Source organism: Rubinisphaera margarita, assembly GCF_022267515.1.
In the GTDB taxonomy this organism is placed as follows: Bacteria; Planctomycetota; Planctomycetia; order Planctomycetales; family Planctomycetaceae; genus Rubinisphaera; species Rubinisphaera margarita.
The window spans coordinates 947449-963276 of sequence record NZ_JAKFGB010000009.1 but is presented as its reverse complement, the minus strand read 5'-3'; the positions used below and the strand labels follow the sequence as shown (position 1 = coordinate 963276).

At 59.5% G+C, this 15828-nt stretch carries 14 protein-coding genes; 4 read left to right on the top strand and 10 right to left on the bottom strand.

Annotation, left to right across the window (positions count from 1 at the left end; genetic code table 11):
* Window positions 1-2 precede the first annotated feature (2 nt).
* The gene (locus L1A08_RS07080; protein ID WP_238755614.1) at window positions 3-773 is read left to right on the top strand and encodes a VIT1/CCC1 transporter family protein; all 771 of its coding nucleotides are present in this window, start codon (window positions 3-5) and stop codon (window positions 771-773) included.
* A gap of 4 nt (window positions 774-777) precedes the next feature.
* On the opposite strand, the gene L1A08_RS07075 is transcribed toward L1A08_RS07080, so the two are convergent.
* Window positions 778-1938 (bottom strand): Gfo/Idh/MocA family protein, encoded by a 1161-nt coding sequence (locus L1A08_RS07075; protein WP_238755613.1) that lies wholly within the window; start codon window positions 1936-1938, stop codon window positions 778-780.
* Between the two features lie 61 nt (window positions 1939-1999).
* Here L1A08_RS07075 and L1A08_RS07070 point away from each other — a divergent pair, with 61 nt between their 5' ends.
* On the top strand, window positions 2000-3157 hold the full coding sequence (locus L1A08_RS07070) for an ROK family transcriptional regulator (protein WP_238755612.1): 1158 nt from the start codon (window positions 2000-2002) through the stop codon (window positions 3155-3157).
* Between the two features lie 38 nt (window positions 3158-3195).
* Window positions 3196-4236, top strand: a complete 1041-nt coding sequence (locus L1A08_RS07065; protein ID WP_238755611.1) for a TauD/TfdA family dioxygenase — start codon at window positions 3196-3198, stop codon at window positions 4234-4236.
* A gap of 533 nt (window positions 4237-4769) precedes the next feature.
* On the opposite strand, the gene L1A08_RS07060 is transcribed toward L1A08_RS07065, so the two are convergent.
* A complete protein-coding gene (locus L1A08_RS07060; RefSeq protein WP_238755610.1) occupies window positions 4770-5702 on the bottom strand; it encodes a heterocycloanthracin/sonorensin family bacteriocin in 933 nt (310 codons plus the stop codon).
* A 230-nt stretch (window positions 5703-5932) separates the two neighbouring features.
* On the opposite strand from L1A08_RS07060, the gene L1A08_RS07055 reads away from it, so the two are divergent.
* A complete protein-coding gene (locus L1A08_RS07055; RefSeq protein ID WP_238755609.1) occupies window positions 5933-6988 on the top strand; it encodes a phosphotransferase in 1056 nt (351 codons plus the stop codon).
* Here L1A08_RS07055 and L1A08_RS07050 read toward each other — a convergent pair whose 3' ends face one another.
* The 8 genes from L1A08_RS07050 to L1A08_RS07015 form a co-directional block, all read right to left on the bottom strand.
* Window positions 6989-7993 carry a glycosyltransferase family 2 protein gene (locus L1A08_RS07050; protein WP_238755608.1) on the bottom strand — a complete coding sequence of 335 codons (1005 nt, stop codon included), beginning with the start codon at window positions 7991-7993 and terminating at the stop codon, window positions 6989-6991. It abuts the gene before it with no gap.
* A 49-nt stretch (window positions 7994-8042) separates the two neighbouring features.
* Window positions 8043-8789, bottom strand: a complete 747-nt coding sequence (locus L1A08_RS07045; RefSeq protein WP_238755607.1) for a phosphatase PAP2 family protein — start codon at window positions 8787-8789, stop codon at window positions 8043-8045.
* 199 nt (window positions 8790-8988) lie between these two features.
* Window positions 8989-10398 (bottom strand): HD-GYP domain-containing protein, encoded by a 1410-nt coding sequence (locus tag L1A08_RS07040; protein WP_238755606.1) that lies wholly within the window; start codon window positions 10396-10398, stop codon window positions 8989-8991.
* A gap of 349 nt (window positions 10399-10747) precedes the next feature.
* Window positions 10748-11980 carry an outer membrane protein assembly factor BamB family protein gene (locus tag L1A08_RS07035; RefSeq protein ID WP_238755605.1) on the bottom strand — a complete coding sequence of 411 codons (1233 nt, stop codon included), beginning with the start codon at window positions 11978-11980 and terminating at the stop codon, window positions 10748-10750.
* 79 nt (window positions 11981-12059) lie between these two features.
* Window positions 12060-12362 (bottom strand): hypothetical protein, encoded by a 303-nt coding sequence (locus tag L1A08_RS07030; protein ID WP_238755604.1) that lies wholly within the window; start codon window positions 12360-12362, stop codon window positions 12060-12062.
* Between the two features lie 228 nt (window positions 12363-12590).
* Entirely contained in the window at window positions 12591-13016 is a 426-nt protein-coding gene (locus L1A08_RS07025) for a molybdopterin-dependent oxidoreductase (RefSeq protein ID WP_238755603.1), read from the bottom strand.
* Between the two features lie 98 nt (window positions 13017-13114).
* Complete coding sequence (locus L1A08_RS07020; protein WP_238755602.1) at window positions 13115-14374, bottom strand: M16 family metallopeptidase; 1260 nt, start codon at window positions 14372-14374, stop codon at window positions 13115-13117.
* A 319-nt stretch (window positions 14375-14693) separates the two neighbouring features.
* Window positions 14694-15806, bottom strand: coding sequence for a hypothetical protein (locus L1A08_RS07015; protein WP_238755601.1), 1113 nt, complete (start codon window positions 15804-15806; stop codon window positions 14694-14696).
* Window positions 15807-15828 lie beyond the last annotated feature (22 nt).

The window sequence follows — 15828 nt, the reverse complement described above, 5'->3', positions numbered from 1 at the left end:
CGATGGATCAGCATCTGATTCCGAATTCGAGTCAGTCCGAACTCGAAGCCGCTCATGCGCCGCCGGCGATTCGTGCTCGCCTCGAGTCGGGCCCCGACAGCAACTATTTGAAGGATGCGATCTATGGGGCGATTGACGGAGCCGTGACCACGTTCGCGGTGATCTCCGGCGTGGCGGGGGCGGGACTGCAGGAGTCGATCATCATTATCCTCGGCGTCGCCAATCTGATCGGCGACGGCTTCAGCATGGCCGCCAGCAACTATCTCGGAACCCGAGCCGAGGAACAGTTGCGACTCAGACTGAGACACCTTGAAGAAGAACACATCGACCGTATCCCGGAAGGCGAGCGTGAAGAAGTGCTGCAGATCCTGAAGAAGCAGGGCTTCAAAGGGGACGATCTTCAGCGAGCAGTCGATGTGATTACTTCCGACCGGGATCGCTGGATTGAGATCATGCTGCGGGAAGAACATGGCGTGGCCCTTTCGAATCCCGATCCGCGGAAAGCCGCCCTGACGACCTTCCTCGCGTTTCTCATTATCGGGTTTCTACCGTTGCTGCCCTTCGTGGCCGATGTGGTCCTTCCCTGGTCGCTCCCTCGCCCTTACCTGATGAGCACCGTTATCACCAGTATCGCCTTTTTCACGGTCGGAGCCATCAAATCCCGTTTCGTTTCACAGTCCTGGCTGATGTCGGGACTGGAAACACTCTCCGTTGGAGGAGCGGCTGCCGGGCTCGCTTACCTGTGCGGCGTGATTGTCGAATCGCTGCTGTGACGCGTCAGGAAAGCTTCGGAATCTCGGCGACCTTCCCGGTATCGACCGATTCCTGAGCAGAGAGGCACATCGCCACCGACCAGCGTCCATCTTCCGCCGTGCACGCGAGCGGCTTCTGACTGCGCACCGCATCGACATACATCGCGATCTGATCTTCCAGCTCGAACAGCTCGCCGGTGATCTTCTCGATCGGCACGTCGCGAACGGTTTCGCCATCGAAGGCACGCAGCGAGAATGTCGGATGCCGCGTCCGGTCCATCGCTCCACTCCACGAAGCCCACAACGCTCCGTCGGTTCCTGTCACCTTCACGGTCACGTGATGTTCGAAGGCGCTGAGCGTCTGTGAAACGACGGCGTATCCGCCCTTCTCGAAGTTGACGATCGCACTGAAGTTGTCCTGCAACTCCGGATGATCCGGCTGCCGCGAATTCGCCGAGGCGTAAACGCTGACTGGATCTCCGCACGGTTCGAGATACCAGCGGGCCAGATCGAAAAAGTGAATCGGCTCCTCCAGAATCCAGTTGCCGACCCGATTGATATCGTACCGCCAGCCGTCCGCTCCGAGTCGATACGGATTCCGTGAGAGCTCAACCAGAGCATATTGCGGCGAACCGATCAGCCCTTCGTCGATGAACTCCTTCACTTTGCCCCAGAGCGAAGAGAGCCGAAACTCGTGGCCGACCGCGAGCATCTTCTGCGTCTCGCGCTGCTGGCGAATCAATTCGTCACACTGATCAATCGAGATGCCCATCGGCTTTTCAAGCAGGACATGACAGCCGGCCTGAAGGACGTCGCTGGTGATCTGAAAATGCAGATCGCTCGGGACGACGATATCAACGACATCGAGTTCGCCCTCGTTGAGCATCTCCCGGTAATCGGTGTAGACGCGGATGCCAGGATACTCGGCCTGAGCCTTCTGAGCAGATGCCTCTGTGCGGGCGACGACGGCACACAAGTCCGCTCCTGCGGTCTTTGCGATGGCCGCTGCGTGATGCTGGCCCCAGGCCCCGAAACCTACCAGTCCGAATCGTACGTTCTCTGCCACGTTGTATCTCCCGGTCAGTTGAATCTGCGTCGACGTCGATTTATTACGATATCGAATTAACAGCAGATTGTCACTCCCGGGAGCTCTACACCAGACGACTCCAGAAACTTCACCTTGCATTCCGCTTTACTCCTGACTATTATTTCGATATCAAAATAACACACTTTTGAAGTGATTCCTGATGAGTGATCCCCTGCCCGCACAAATGGTTGAGGCAATGCGACTGCAGCAGCCGCTGTCGCGTGTGGAGTTGTCGCGGCGGCTGGCGATTGCCCCTTCAACTGCTGGCATCCATGTCGATCGTCTGCTCGAACAGGGTTTCCTGCGGGTCGCATCTGTTCCCGTCTCTTCCCCCGGACGACCGCCGGTGGTGCTGGAATTGAATCCCGAAGCGGGGCAGTTCATCGGCATCGATCTCGACTCCCGATCCATTCGGGGTGTGAGCGTCGACTTTGCTCAACGGCTGCTGCGGGACCGATCCGTTTCCCTGAAGCAGACGGCCAATGCGAACGAAGTCACTGAGCAGATCGCGGCAACGATCGAGGATGTCCGTGATCAATCGCGGCCACTGCTGGCGATCGGGCTTGGCGTTCCTGGAATCTTCGATGCCGAACGCGGCGTCGCTTTGCATTACGCACACATTCGAGGCTGGACCGACCTGCCGCTGGCGGATCGCTTCGGGAACCAGTTCGAAGTTCCGGTTCATCTGGAGAACAACATTCGGGCGATGGCTCTGGCCGAACGCTGGTTTGGTCAGGGGCGCGACAGTCAGAACTATCTCTGTGTCGGCATCCGCAGTGGCATCGGAGCCGGGGTGTTCGTGAATGGCGAACTCTATCGGGGAACGCACGGGCTTGCCGGCGAGATCGGTCGCTGGCCGATTCCGAATGGGGAGTCAGATGCCGCTCTGGAAGACGTCGCTTCCATCAGCAGTCTGCTGCAGTCCGCGACCGAAGCGATTGCCTCGGGACGAAAGACATCAATGCGAGCCGTTCGGCAGCGCGTGTCGTGGGATTCATTCCACGAGGCCGTGGATTCGGGGGACACGCTGGCCTGCGAGATTCTGCAGAAAGCGGCCCAGCACCTGGGAGCAGTCCTCGCTTCTCTGACGCTGGTTCTCGATCCCGAAAAGATCCTGATTGCTGGACCGCTTCAGGAGACAGGCAACCGATTCCTGGACGCCCTTCAGGCGACGCTGCTTGAGCACCTCCCGGCCGTGCATGCCCGAACGCCGGCGGTTGCCTACTCCGAACTCGGCGATCTGGTCGGAGCCTTCGGAGCAGCCGGCGTCGCCGTGCATGCCTGGCAGCCGACCGAAACAGCCGTGACCACACACTGAGACTGTTATCATCCGCACTCAATAAGAGAGATCGAATCATGAGCACCTGGCCCCCGCAGGACTTGAAACTGGAGCGTGCGTCGGCTTCCGATTTGAACGCACAGCAGTACGAGGACGGTTCGCAGTTTCCGGCTGGCTATCTCTGCCGGGACGAGAATGCTCAGCTTACTCCGTTGCTTGAAGCGATCTCCGGCGCCCGAGACGAACTCCTCGTCGAGGCGACGCAGCATGGAGCCGTCCTCTTCCGGGGGCTGCCGATGCCGACCGCGAATGAGTTTGATCAGTTCATCCAGGCACTGCAGTTGCCGAACTTTCCGTACGCGAAGTCGCTGTCGAATGCGGTGCGGGTGAATCGAACCGAGCGGGTGTTCTCCGCCAACGAAGCTCCGCCCGATGTGCAGATTTTCTTCCATCACGAGATGGCTCAAACGCCGTTGTTTCCGCGCTGGATCATGTTCTATTGCGAGATCGCCCCCGAGGTTGGCGGAGCGACGCCGATCTGTCGGTCGGACATTCTGCTGAAGCGGCTCGAAGCCGATTGCCCCGAGTTTGTCGCCGCCTGTCGCGAGAAAGGGCTGAAGTACACCAACGTAATGCCTTCGGAGAACGATGCCCAGTCGGGCATGGGACGCAGTTGGAAGAGCACGCTCGGCGTCGACAGTCGCGAGGCGGCGGAGCAACGATTGCAGGACCTCAACTACAGTTGGGTCTGGCGTGAAGATGGCTGTCTTGAAGCGACGACTCCGCCTTTGCCGGCTGTTCGCGAAACGATCTCCGGCCGTCCTGTCTTCTTCAACCAGTTGATCGCGGCCTTCAGTGGCTGGAAAGACAGTCGCAATGATCCGAGCAAGGCGATCCGTCATGGCGATGGCAACCCACTCGATCCGGCAGCCGTGGCTCGAGCCATCGAACTGGCCAATGAGCTTTCTTACGATCTGGAATGGCAACCGGGCGATGCGGTGCTGATTGACAACACGATCGCCATGCATGCCCGCAAACCGTTCTCCGGCACACGGAAGGTCCTGGCGTCTCTGGCGTGCATGGAAACGCAGAGCTTTGAACTGGCGGAAGCCCGCTAAACGCGAACGTCCGGGTGGCCCCGAAAGATTCTTTCGGGGCGGCGGAGCCGTTGGAGGGTGCGGTTGAGCGTGGAGTCTTTCACTGCCAGATCTTCTTAGTGAAGATCGCGGTTGATGGGGGGCATCAAACGGCGTGCTCCCACGGCTGCGCCGCCCTGATAGCCGAGCTATCAGGGCCACCCCTGGAGGGCCTGCTTTGAAGTGAGAAACCTTGAGCGCGCATAAACAGCGATGCAGGAATTGTTATCTGGATCGCCTTGTCTGTTCCCCGTCCGGGTTTCGGGGGCGGCTAAGCCGTCGGAGGGTGCGGTTGAGCGTGGAGATTCCAATGCCAGATCTTCTTTGTGGGGATCGCGGTTGATAGGGGGACATCAAACGGCGTGCTCCTACGGCTGCGCCGCCCTGATAGCCGAGCTATCAGGGCCACCCCTGGAGGGCCTGCTTTGAAGTAATCTGCCACGAGTGCGCATGAAAAAAGCGGTGCGGGATTTGAGTCCTGCACCGCTCTGTGTTTTCAACCGGAGTTGATGGAATTACTTGCCTGCGACCTGAACCGGCAGTGGTGGCAGCAGGTCGTTCATCTGCGTTGGCGAGTAGCGAGCAACGGTCGGAACGCTGAAGCGAGCCGAACGAGTCACGCGGGTCGGTGTTGCGGTGACGGACCAGCTCAGGTCGGTTTCATCGATAGCGACCGGAGCAGGAATCAGGTCGAGCCGTGGGGCCCGCAACGCGTCCGAACCGGATTCGGCCGGGATCTGCTCAACAGGAGCGGGAACCTTCAGCGATTCGCGGCTGCTACTGCTGTCGAAGTTGAACGGGGGAGCGTCCGAACGCGGAGCGGCATCGGTCCCGTTGCGTTCCGGCATCTCGAATCCACCGGAATTGTTCGACTCGTCGTCGTAGTTCTTGGAATCGGTGTTCGTGTCCTTGTTGAGCGTCGGCTCGGTCGACTTGAAGGTCGTGGTCGGAGTCGGCGACGGAGTGGCCGGAGCCGGCGTCGTGGTGCCAGTCGCTGAGTTCAACCCGGTGCAGCAGTTGTTGCCACCAACGCAGTTGCTGCAGCCGGTGCAGCCGGTCGTGCAGCAGTTGGTCGCACAGCCGTAGTTACAGGTATTGCAGGTGCCGCACGTGCCACAACTTCCACAGGAGTTGACGGCGCCGTAGTAACTGGTAGTCGGGTAGGCGGCGTAGTAGTTCGTCGTGTAGCCCGAATAACCGGCGTAGTACGGGGTGTAACCAGCGCTGTACCCGGCAGTATAGTTGGTGCCGCAACAGCCGCCGGCGTTGTAACCGCCATAATTGGCCGTGTAACCGTAAGCGGGGCGAGCCGCGAAGGTCGATCCGACCGGGCCGAAGATTGCGTTATAAGTCCAGGGGATAAGCCCGGCGTCGGCAGTCGTGGTCGTGCTCAGAACGAGCAGTCCACAGACAGCGATTTTGGTCAGACTGCTAATGCTCTTGGTCATGGGTTCCTCTCAGTGTGAAGAATGCTCAGGTGTGGGTCGCTTTCCTCATGAAAGAGCTCTGACGGGCATCGAACCCGCCAGTGAATTACAATGAGCTTCGACGACAGCCACCGGTCTTCGAAGTCCGTTGAGTGCCTTGCCTCTTGCAGGGCCCTTTAGTCTATTTTCTCACATCGTTCTAATCTCTATCCCTTGTACACCCGCTAAATTACGGTTGTCAATCAAGAAGTATGGCCCCGGCGGAAAGCGATCCTGATTCAAAAATAATCTTCCGGTTACACAGACCGGAGAACCGGCCGAGTTTCGGCAGTCTGCGGCGGCTCGCCGGCGGCTTCAGCGGAGCAGGTGTCTACCGCTACGAGGCCCCGGCGGGACCGTTCGTGCTGCGAATCTGGCCTGAGTCTGTTCAGTCCCCTTCCCGATTGAGCCGGCTGGCTCACTTCCTCGTGCATCTCAATTCCTCGCAACCGACCAGAGTACCCGTCCCAATCCCCGACACAATGGGGGATCTGTTCGGTTTTTACCGACAGCGGCTCTTTCACATCGAACCGTTTCTTCTCGGAACTCCTCTGCCAGTTGATCCGAATCCGCAGATATTGACGGCAGCCATGCACGCGATCGCTGCCCTGCATCTCGAAAGTGCAAAGTATGTGCCGCCATCGGGAAGCAGCGGCGAGATCCGGCAGGCAGTGATCAGTTTGTCCCCGGCGCTGCGGCGAAGACTCGAACTGCTCCATGAGGCCCTGCGACACGGAATCGCGATAAAACAGGGGCCAGGCTCCCCCGGCGCGATGGCGGAGAAGGTTGTTCCGCTTCATCTCAGGCTCAAAGAACTTCTTCCGGAAATTGCCGCTCAGGCGTTGCAACTTTTACAATCCGCAGCTTCAACGCCACTTTTGCTTCAACCGGTCGCCCGCGATCTGTGGCGGGAGCATGTCCTCATGACTGACGGCCAGATCAGCGGAGTGATCGACTGGGCGGCAACGGGAACGGATAGCGTCGCGACCGATCTGACACGCCTGCTCGGCAGCCTCCTTGGCAATAATCTTAAGGCCTGGACCGATGCTGTGAAGGCGTACTCCGAAGTGCGGCCGCTCTCGAATGCCGAACGCGAGACGTTGCAGGCGTTTGATCTGAGCAATCTGTTGCTGAGTGCGATCCGCTGCTGCGAGCGGTGCTACACCATGACCGAACGCGAAAAAGCCGCCGCAATGCTGCGACGGCTTGAGGAATATCTCGATCGACTGGAAGGATACCACCAGTTCCGATTGTCCGAATCGCTCTGATTATGCGGCCCGAGCCGGAATCGTCATGCGGTCTTCGCTTTCCTGACGGATGATGCGACGCACGGCGTAATGGCGATTCGAAGAGTTCGTGTAATACAGGCGGGTGCAGACTTCGCCAAGGATTCCGAGGCTGAGGAACTGCATGCCGACCATTACGGAGAGAACCGTCTGGAGCAACAGCGGATTGCCGGTCATGTCGATGCCGCCAACGAGTTTCATGCCGATCGTGGCGAGAGCGGAGACGCCGGCGATACCGACGCACCAGATTCCCAGGCGACCGAACAGCTTCATCGGGCTGTCGAAGTACTTGAGCAGGAAGTTGACGGTGATCAGGTCGAGAACGACGCGAGTCGTGCGACCAATTCCGTATTTAGTCTGGCCGAAGCGGCGGGCATGGTGCCTGGTGACGACTTCAACGCATTTCGCCCCGCGGCGATGAGCCAGAATCGGAATGAAGCGGTGCATTTCGCCGTAGAGTTCGAGCTCCTGCGCGATCTCGCGGCGGATCGCCTTCAGGGTACAGCCGAGATCGTGAATCGGGAAACCGGTCGTCTTGGAGATGAGCCGGTTGGCGATCTTGGAAGGAAGCTTGCGGTTGATAAAGGCGTCCTGACGATTCTTCCGCCAGCCGTGAACGAGATCGAAGCCGGCTTCGATCTTTTCCATCATCAGCGGGATGTCGGAGGGATCGTTCTGGAGGTCGCCGTCCATGGTAATGACGACGTCGTTCGAAGCGACATCGATTCCGGCCTGCATAGCCGCGGTCTGTCCGTAGTTGCGGCGGAACTGCACAACGACGACGTGCGGATCGCGTTCGGCCAGCTGAGTCAGTTTCTCGAGACTGGTGTCGGTGGACCCATCGTCGACGAGAATCAGTTCATAGTCGCGTCCACTCGGGCCGAGTTCATCGACCAGCTGCTGATGCAGGATCGGAATGTTCTCTTCTTCGTTGTGGATCGGCACGACAACAGAGATGCTGAGGTTGGGAGCAGACGATTGTGACATGGCAGGAACCATTTCTGGAAACAGGTTGTCGAGATGGCCACAACGAGTATCAGGCAGCCTGAGAATGGCTGTCTGGAGTGATGGTCAAACGAGGTTCTGAAGTGGATGAGATGGGATCGGACATTATCGCCCGCACGCGAGCGGGTCCGTAATTCAACACGAGAGTCGCCACAGTCCACCCGAGTGCAGCTCCGGCGAACACATCGCTCGGATAATGCGCTCCACATTGAACGCGTCCGTAAGCGACGAACACCGCCAGGGTGAAGAACAATCCGCGACCGGTCGGGAACAGCTGTGTCAGCACAACCGCCAGCGCCCAGGCGACGGTGGTATGTCCGGAGGGAAAGCTCTGGCTGCCGCCGATGTCCTGCAGGACGGGAAGCCAGCCGGTGAACGTATCCGCGAAATCGGCTCCGGCGAGTTCAAGGTCGCGCGGACGGGTCCGGCCGTAAGTAAACTTGATGACATTCGTGCAGAGCCCGGCTCCGAGAGCAATCGCTCCGGCGGTGACGTATCGCAGTGACTGTTCTCGATGAACCAGAGCCAGCGATGTGAGCAGGAGAACCACGCCGATGCCATGCCCGAAAGGTTCGGTGTTCTCGACAAGCTCGCGGAGAAAACCGGGGTAGTGGCCGGCATGGAAGAAGCGGGCCACGGGGAGATCGATCGTCAGACAGCAACCGGCTGCGATGAGCAGCGAAACCGGAATCAGCCACACGGCCGGAGACAGCGCGCGATCCGTCTTTGCGGAGCGGCTGGGAGCCGGCGATTCCTGATGTCGGAGCGACGTAGACAACGATCCATCCCTGGAAGTCGAAACGCGACCGAAGTCGCTGAGATCTGCTGGCGGCGGTCGCATCCATGGACGGCCGGGGCCCGGCGCGGAAACTGCGCACGGATCCTGAGATCAGTCAGTCGTGGTGTATCACAAATCGGGAGGATGGGGCAAGACGGCCTCGGCCCGTCGGGTGTCAAATGACCACGTCCCGTTTGGATCAGTGATTCGAGGCTTCCTGCGTCTTCGACGATTGTACTTTTTTCAAAGCAGCGGCGTTCTTGAGGAAGTGCGGAGCCGGGATCGCTTCCGGACCATGCAGAATCGGCAGAGCCTGCGTGATGTAGCAGTCGCCTTGAGCAAGATCGACGATGTTCTCCGCGCTGGCCGTGAGGACATTTCGACCGTGCTGGTCCTGCACAATCTGAACGATCGGCTCGGTGAACCGATCGCCGTTCGCCCGCAGAACTTTGGCCATGCGTCCGGAAGAAAGCATGACTGTGCTGCCGACAGGAAAGAGCGACTGAGCGCGGAGCAATGCTCGAATCACATTCGGATCGTGCACGCCCTGCTTGGTTGCTTTCAGAATCTGCAGCATCGCATCGTAGGGAGATAACGCCGGGCGGTACGCATAGGCGGTCGTCAGTTCCACATATGTGTGAGCGACATTCAGAATACGGGCAAACAGATGAATGTTCGCTCCGTGACGCCGGCGGGGATAGCCCTGACCGTTCATCTGCTCGTGAACCTGGTACGAAACGAGCGGCACGAGCGTCGGCAGACCTTTCACGCGACTGAGCATATCGAGCGAATGCATAACGTGCTTCTGCACTTCAAACTGTTCGACGCTGTTGAGTGGCCGGCTGGGATTGCGGATCTCTTCGGGCACTTTCAACATGCCCCAGTCGTGCACCAGTCCCGTGGTCCCCACGCGGGAAACGTTCTGCTCGTTTAGGCCCAGTTCAACCGCGATACTCATTCCGAGCACCGCCATCCGATAACAATGTCGGGCGAGAGTGGCGTCATCGGACAACTGCAAAGCGGCTGCATTCACGCAGTCAAAATCCTGGCAGAGGTTTTTCAGGGTGCTGTCGATGGAAGTCCGGATCTGGCCGCCATCGACTTGCCGGAAGTCGGCGACGGTCAGCATCAGATCATCGATGACTTCGCAGTCTTCGGTTGTGCGGCGAGTCATCTCGTCTCGCGTTTCCTCTTCATATCCCGCCGTTCCATGACGCTCGACAAGATCGCGGGCGACGGTCCCTTCGTTGGTGACAAACTGTAGCCCGGCCTTTACGGCCTTTTTCAGCTGAGTGTCTATGGCCTCGTCACAAGGCACGGAGGTCTTTTGCTTTTCAAGACTGGCGACGACATGTTCGGTCGAGATCAGATTGGCATCGTCGCTGTGAACGTCGAGCCGGGTGATGAAGCGTTCTCTCAGTTTCGACTTGAACACCTCGGTGATCATCGATCCCTCGGCAAGGAGCAGCACGCCGGCGCGGTCGTAGAGCGGGAAACGCGTTTCACGACCGACAATCAAGGACGACGCATCGACAGAAACCGTCTGCGTTGTTGTAGTGTTCTCGGGTGACGGTGAGGTTTCGGAGGCGGGGTGTTGATGCATTGTCATGAAACAGAGATCCTTCGCACGCAGCGGAAGCTTTCGACCAGGTCCGGCATCCATCCGAACCGGAGGCGGAATGTTGCTTTTTCGTGCAACCGATGTCGCCTCAAGGGAACCCTACGTTGCGAAACGGCAACAGGAGCGGAGCGGAAGCAGGAATCGTCACAATTGCAGCCCGGATGACGCGAAGAACCGGCACAATCACACCTCTGACAGCATCCCAGACCTAAAGATCTGCAAGGGAAGCCAACGTCGCCTCTGAAACGGGCCCTCGCTCACGCCTCGAGTTGAAATGGCGAGACAGCCCTTAGACTGGGATCGCCGTCAGGCGTATCGCAGCACAAGGTGCGTACTACTACTTATCAGCAACCAGCTGCAGGCAGATCCATTCCTGTTCGTTGCGGACGACGAGGACATTGCCACTGAGAGCGGGCAAGGCGCGGGTGACTCCGTCCAGAACAGAGGTTCGTTGCAGGATCTGAAGACGCTCTTCGCTGGCCTTGGCGAGAACGAGTTCTCCATCAGTTTTGACGATCAACAGCTGGTTGCCGACTCGGATCAGCGTGGCGTAACCGAAGCCGGTTTCCCGCCAGCGGACATCGCCGGTCGCCGGGTCGAAGCAGACGAGATCGGCATCTGGTCCATCCTGCCGGCCGTCGCAGCCTATGAGGGACGTTCCGACGGGAACAGGCGTCGTGTACTGAGAAGCCATCGGATCCAGTCCGGTCCGTTCGATCTCGATCGACTTGTCGTTGAATCGGGCCCAGACGCTGCCGATGTTGTAGCTGGCGGTGAGGAAAAGGTGATCCCCGCGAACGACCGGCGTCGCTCCGTTGACCGTTGGCCCCCGTGCTCCAAACGGAGTCTGGAACAGGACTTCGCCTGTCTTCGGATTGAGTCCCACCGTATCGAGCCGTGTGCAGAAGATGGCGATGGGTGTTCCATTCACCTGCGTGAGAATCGGAGCGGAATAGCTCGGCTGCCAGGCTCCAGTCTGCCAGACGGTCTGACCCGATTTCAGATCGAAGGCGACCACGCCAGCATTATCCCGGAATCCACCGACGTTGACGAGGACCAGGTTCTCTGTGATCAGCGGAGAACTGCCGGCTCCGAAGTAGCCTTCATCGGCTCCGTAGTCTTCGAGCGCATCCCGCGACCAGAGAACTTTGCCGGTCTTGCGTTCCAGGCACCGGAGTCCACCGGAGGCTCCGAACAGCACGATACGATCGCCGCTGATGGTCGGGACGCAGAGCGGACCGTCGTCGGGCATGATGCGCGGCTGATAGTTCGTGGGGAACTTCTGCGTCCACTGCAGCTGACCTGACTTCAATTCCCGAGCTTCGAGAACTTCCTCGTCTTCAACGCGGAAGAACAGGTACGCCGTGCCTTCCACGATGGCCGCCCCCGCGACACCCGAACCAGCCGGAGTTCGCCAGAGCACTTTCGGACTCTCTCCGGACCAGCCAAAATTGGGCGGAGCTTCGGCGACCACGGCGTTGCGATCCGGCCCCAGAATCTGGGGCCAGTCGGAGGCTGATGTCGGTTGAGCGGTCCACAGCAGGCAGACGAACAGCAGCAGGCGAATCACGGCGTCTCCTTCTCCGCAGAACCGGGATCCTGCGGCATTCCTGAACGCGGAAGCGGCGCGATTCTCTGCTCGTGATCGGCTATCGCGCTGCGACGGGCCACTCATGATAGCAGCCGTTGCAATGGAAGGCGACCACGGTCGCGGTCCCTGGAATCGGCATGCCGGAGGCGTTCAGCGAGGGATCATTGAGTTCCAGCGGCTCCACGGCCACCGAGTTGCAGCAGGGGCAGAACCGGTTGTGATGCATCAGGCGAGCACGGTTCAGAGCCAGCGTTTGAGCCCCGTCGTCCGAAGACGTCCGGCCAAAGCGGAGCCGGGGAAACGGGATCGTCATTGGTTCTTCAGCAATACCGCTCGGGCGGTAGATCGAGACACAACTCATCCTTGAGTCCTTTCGATCGAACTTTCACAGTCCATGTGGGTGACTCCGATTCGTCTGACGTTCAGACGCCGGGGTCGTAAGTAGAGTTCCTTCTGAACTCCGGAGGGGGCGTATTGTGCCGACCGATTTTCCGGTTGACAAGCCAGATCTGCGCAATTCGATCGAGGAATTCCAAGTTCATTCAGCGACCGCGCAGGGCTGATCGATCTGGCAATCTACAGCGACCTGTCAAACTGCATCGGTTCCGGTAGCCGGCTGAAGCTCTACCGAGTCAAGATGCTTCACATTCACGCAGTTGTCGAGTTCGGAACGCCCGCAAAGCACGGTCCCCGGGACCAGCAGCCGACATGGCCCCCCCATATCCGGCGGAAGTGGTTCGTCGCCCAGTGCGTAAATCAGCACGGCGTCGTCGGGAATGAGCCCCCAGTGGATGATCTTTTCAAAGCCGTCCTGACTGGAACGCAGTACCAGCGACTGAACGAGAATCGAATCGCCGATGAGTTGCTCCAGCCACTGGCGGAACAGCAGCCCAGTCCCCTGGCGACCAGGAAACCGTTCAGCGACATCGGCGACCTGCAACGCCGGATCCCCGCGCTGAAGATCTTCCAGGGCGAACGTCCACGTCTGATTCGGGATGATGATGCTCAGGTTCATGAGCGGACTCTCTCAGAGAAATTCACTCTTCAAAACGGGCCGCCGCTCCGTCGACCTCGCCCAGGGGGCAGCTTCTGGGGCGAGGTCTGACTTCGTTGTTACATATCACTGATGTCGACTTCGCCCTGCACACTCAGTGGTTCCGGGCCCAGGGTGAGGACCTGGAACTGTCGAGCCGAGCGCTTATTGACGTAATCGACGATCTGATCGACGGTCAAGGCTTCGACCTTCTGGCGAACTTCCTCCAGCGTGCTGATACGTTTCAGGTGGAACCAGTCGCGGACCATCGCGCCGGCTCGGGCCATGGTCGATTCTTCCTGCATGATCAGCGACGACTTCGCCCGGGCTTTGCATCGCTGCAGTTCGTCTTCGGAAATGTCGTCCCCGAAATTGATCAACTCGTTGAGCGTGACATCAAGCGTTTCCTGAGCACGTTCGTTGGTCGTCCCGGCATAACAGATCACGCGGGCCCGGTCCCGCAGCGTGTTCAGCGAGGCACCGATCGCATAACAGAGCCCCCGTTCTTCGCGGACCTTAGTGAAGAGCCGCGAGCTCATGCCGCCGCTCAGAATGCCGACTGCGGCCCAGGCTTTGTAGTAATCAGGATCGCGATACGGCACAGCCGGGTAGGCGATGCCGATGTGGGTCTGCGTGGAATCGTGCTTGAGGTGCCCCTGATGCACCTTCGGCTCGAGCTCTTTGAGCGGCTCGGGGGCGATCCCCTTCCAGCCGCCGAAGAGTTGATCGCAAAGTCCGCGAATCACGATCGGATCGACATAGCCGGCGATTCCCAGGATCGCCCCCTGCGGGACGCAGCATCGGCGGTAGTGATCGGTCACCGAATCGAGCGAAATGTTCTGAAGATGATCCAGCGTCCCTTCGAGCGGACGGTTCCAGGGCGGGGAATAACTGCGGCGGCGCAATTCCACAGTCAGCTTCTGTCGCGGCTCGTCTTCGATGGAACGGAGCACCTGTTCGCGGCCGACCTGACACATTTCGAAATGATCGGCTTCGAGTCGTGGCTCCTGAATGACCTTGGAGATCAATTCCAGAGCCTCGGGGATTCGCTCGGCGACGGTCGCGGCGTGCAGGGTGATGTGGAACCAGCCCGGCGAAACGGAATGCTGGACGCCGAGGTTATCGAAAGCGACCGACAGAGTTCGCGAGTCCATGTCTCCTGCTCCGCGAAGGAGCAGATCCGCCAGCAGAGCCGATGTCCCGTTCTCGCCTCTCTGCTCGTGAGCGGTCCCGGCGGGGACAGTCAGCGTAATGGCGGCGGAGCGGACAGCAGGCATGTGCTCGATGAGCAGAGTCATGCCGTTGGCCATTTCGTACTGATGAATCTGTTGCTTCGCCATCGCACCGGTTGCCTTCAAAAATGGAAAAATCGCCGGTCCGAAGAGCGACGATGAGGTCTTGAGAAGATCCCCGATTATAGAAGGTCAGCAGCGAGGGGGAAACCTAGCAATTGAGCGGGGAGCCCCGGAGTTCACAACCCGCCGGCCAACTCCGTAGGAGCCGCATCCTGCCGTCGAAAGGACGTGGTTGCAGGAACCGACGTAGAGCGTCTCAGCGGGCGGGGAGCTGAAAACCCAACTGCGTTCGTCAGCCGTTCAGCGCCGAAGACGAAGGCGTACGCATTCGGCGGCAGGATGCCGCCGGTACATGAGACGCGTTTTAGCCGGCGTTGCGGAGGGGTTTGACGTTTGGTCCGATGGTCAGATTCGGCGGCGGGTTCTGGTCGAGCCACGTCTTGGCTTTGTCGAGCACGGCGTTGGGCATCGCCTTGGGATTGGCGACGTTGTTGCTCAGCACGCCGTTCACGACCGGCAGTACGACATCGTAAGCCGAGGCGACTTCCGCACGATAGCCGCTGAGCGGCGGCGACTGTGTCCGGGTCAGCAGCGCCTGTCGGCCGGACGCTTCCGGTTTGTAGGCGGTGTAAACACGAAAGGCACAATACCGCCAGTGCGGGGCGTTCGGGTTCGCGTTGAACTGCTGACCCATCTCGTGGGCGAAGCGAACGATCTCGTGAGAGACCAGCGAAACATTGATCTCGCCATTCATGTTCGTCCGTCCGAGCCCGGCAGCCGCTTCGGCGCGAACGCTCCAGGGTTGCTTGGAATCGACGAGAATCTCGGCAAGTTTCTGCACGATGTAAGGCCGGCGTGCCTTGTCGAAAAGCACATCGGTGAAAGAGACCGCCTGAACGAGCGTCCGCTGATACCACTCGTGCAGACTGGGTTTGCTCAACTCGCTGATCATCGTATCGGCGATCCGCGAGCGGACGTCGACCTTGGGACTTCCATCCTGACAGAGACGCATCAAACCGTTGGCCGCGATCACCTTGACGGCGATGTGCTGTTCCGGATCGTTGAGAACCTTGAGCAGCGGATCGGTCATGCCGACCCAGGGCTTGGCGGGAACCTGACGGGCGAGCTGCCCCGGTTCTTCATTCATTTCCGTAATCAGCAGGCAGGCGTTGAGTCGGACCGGCAGCGGATGCTGCAGCAGTGCTTCGCAATTCTTGATGACCTCGGGAACCATGACGGAGCGGACGGCTGGGGTGGCCCGCAGATTGAGATCGCGTTTGAGTCGCTCGCGAATGTCGGCCAGTTCGGTCCGCTTTTCCTTCATGCTCATCTGCAGAACCTGAATCTGCGTCATTTCGGTCAGCAGAGCGATGTCGGACTGCTTCAGGTTGCTTTGTCCCATGGCCGTGAACAGCTGCGGTCCGTTGCGTTTGAGCTGCTGAAGCTGGGCAGCGTTAACGAGCTCCTGATTGTTCACTTCCCCCTGAGCGTAGAGAACA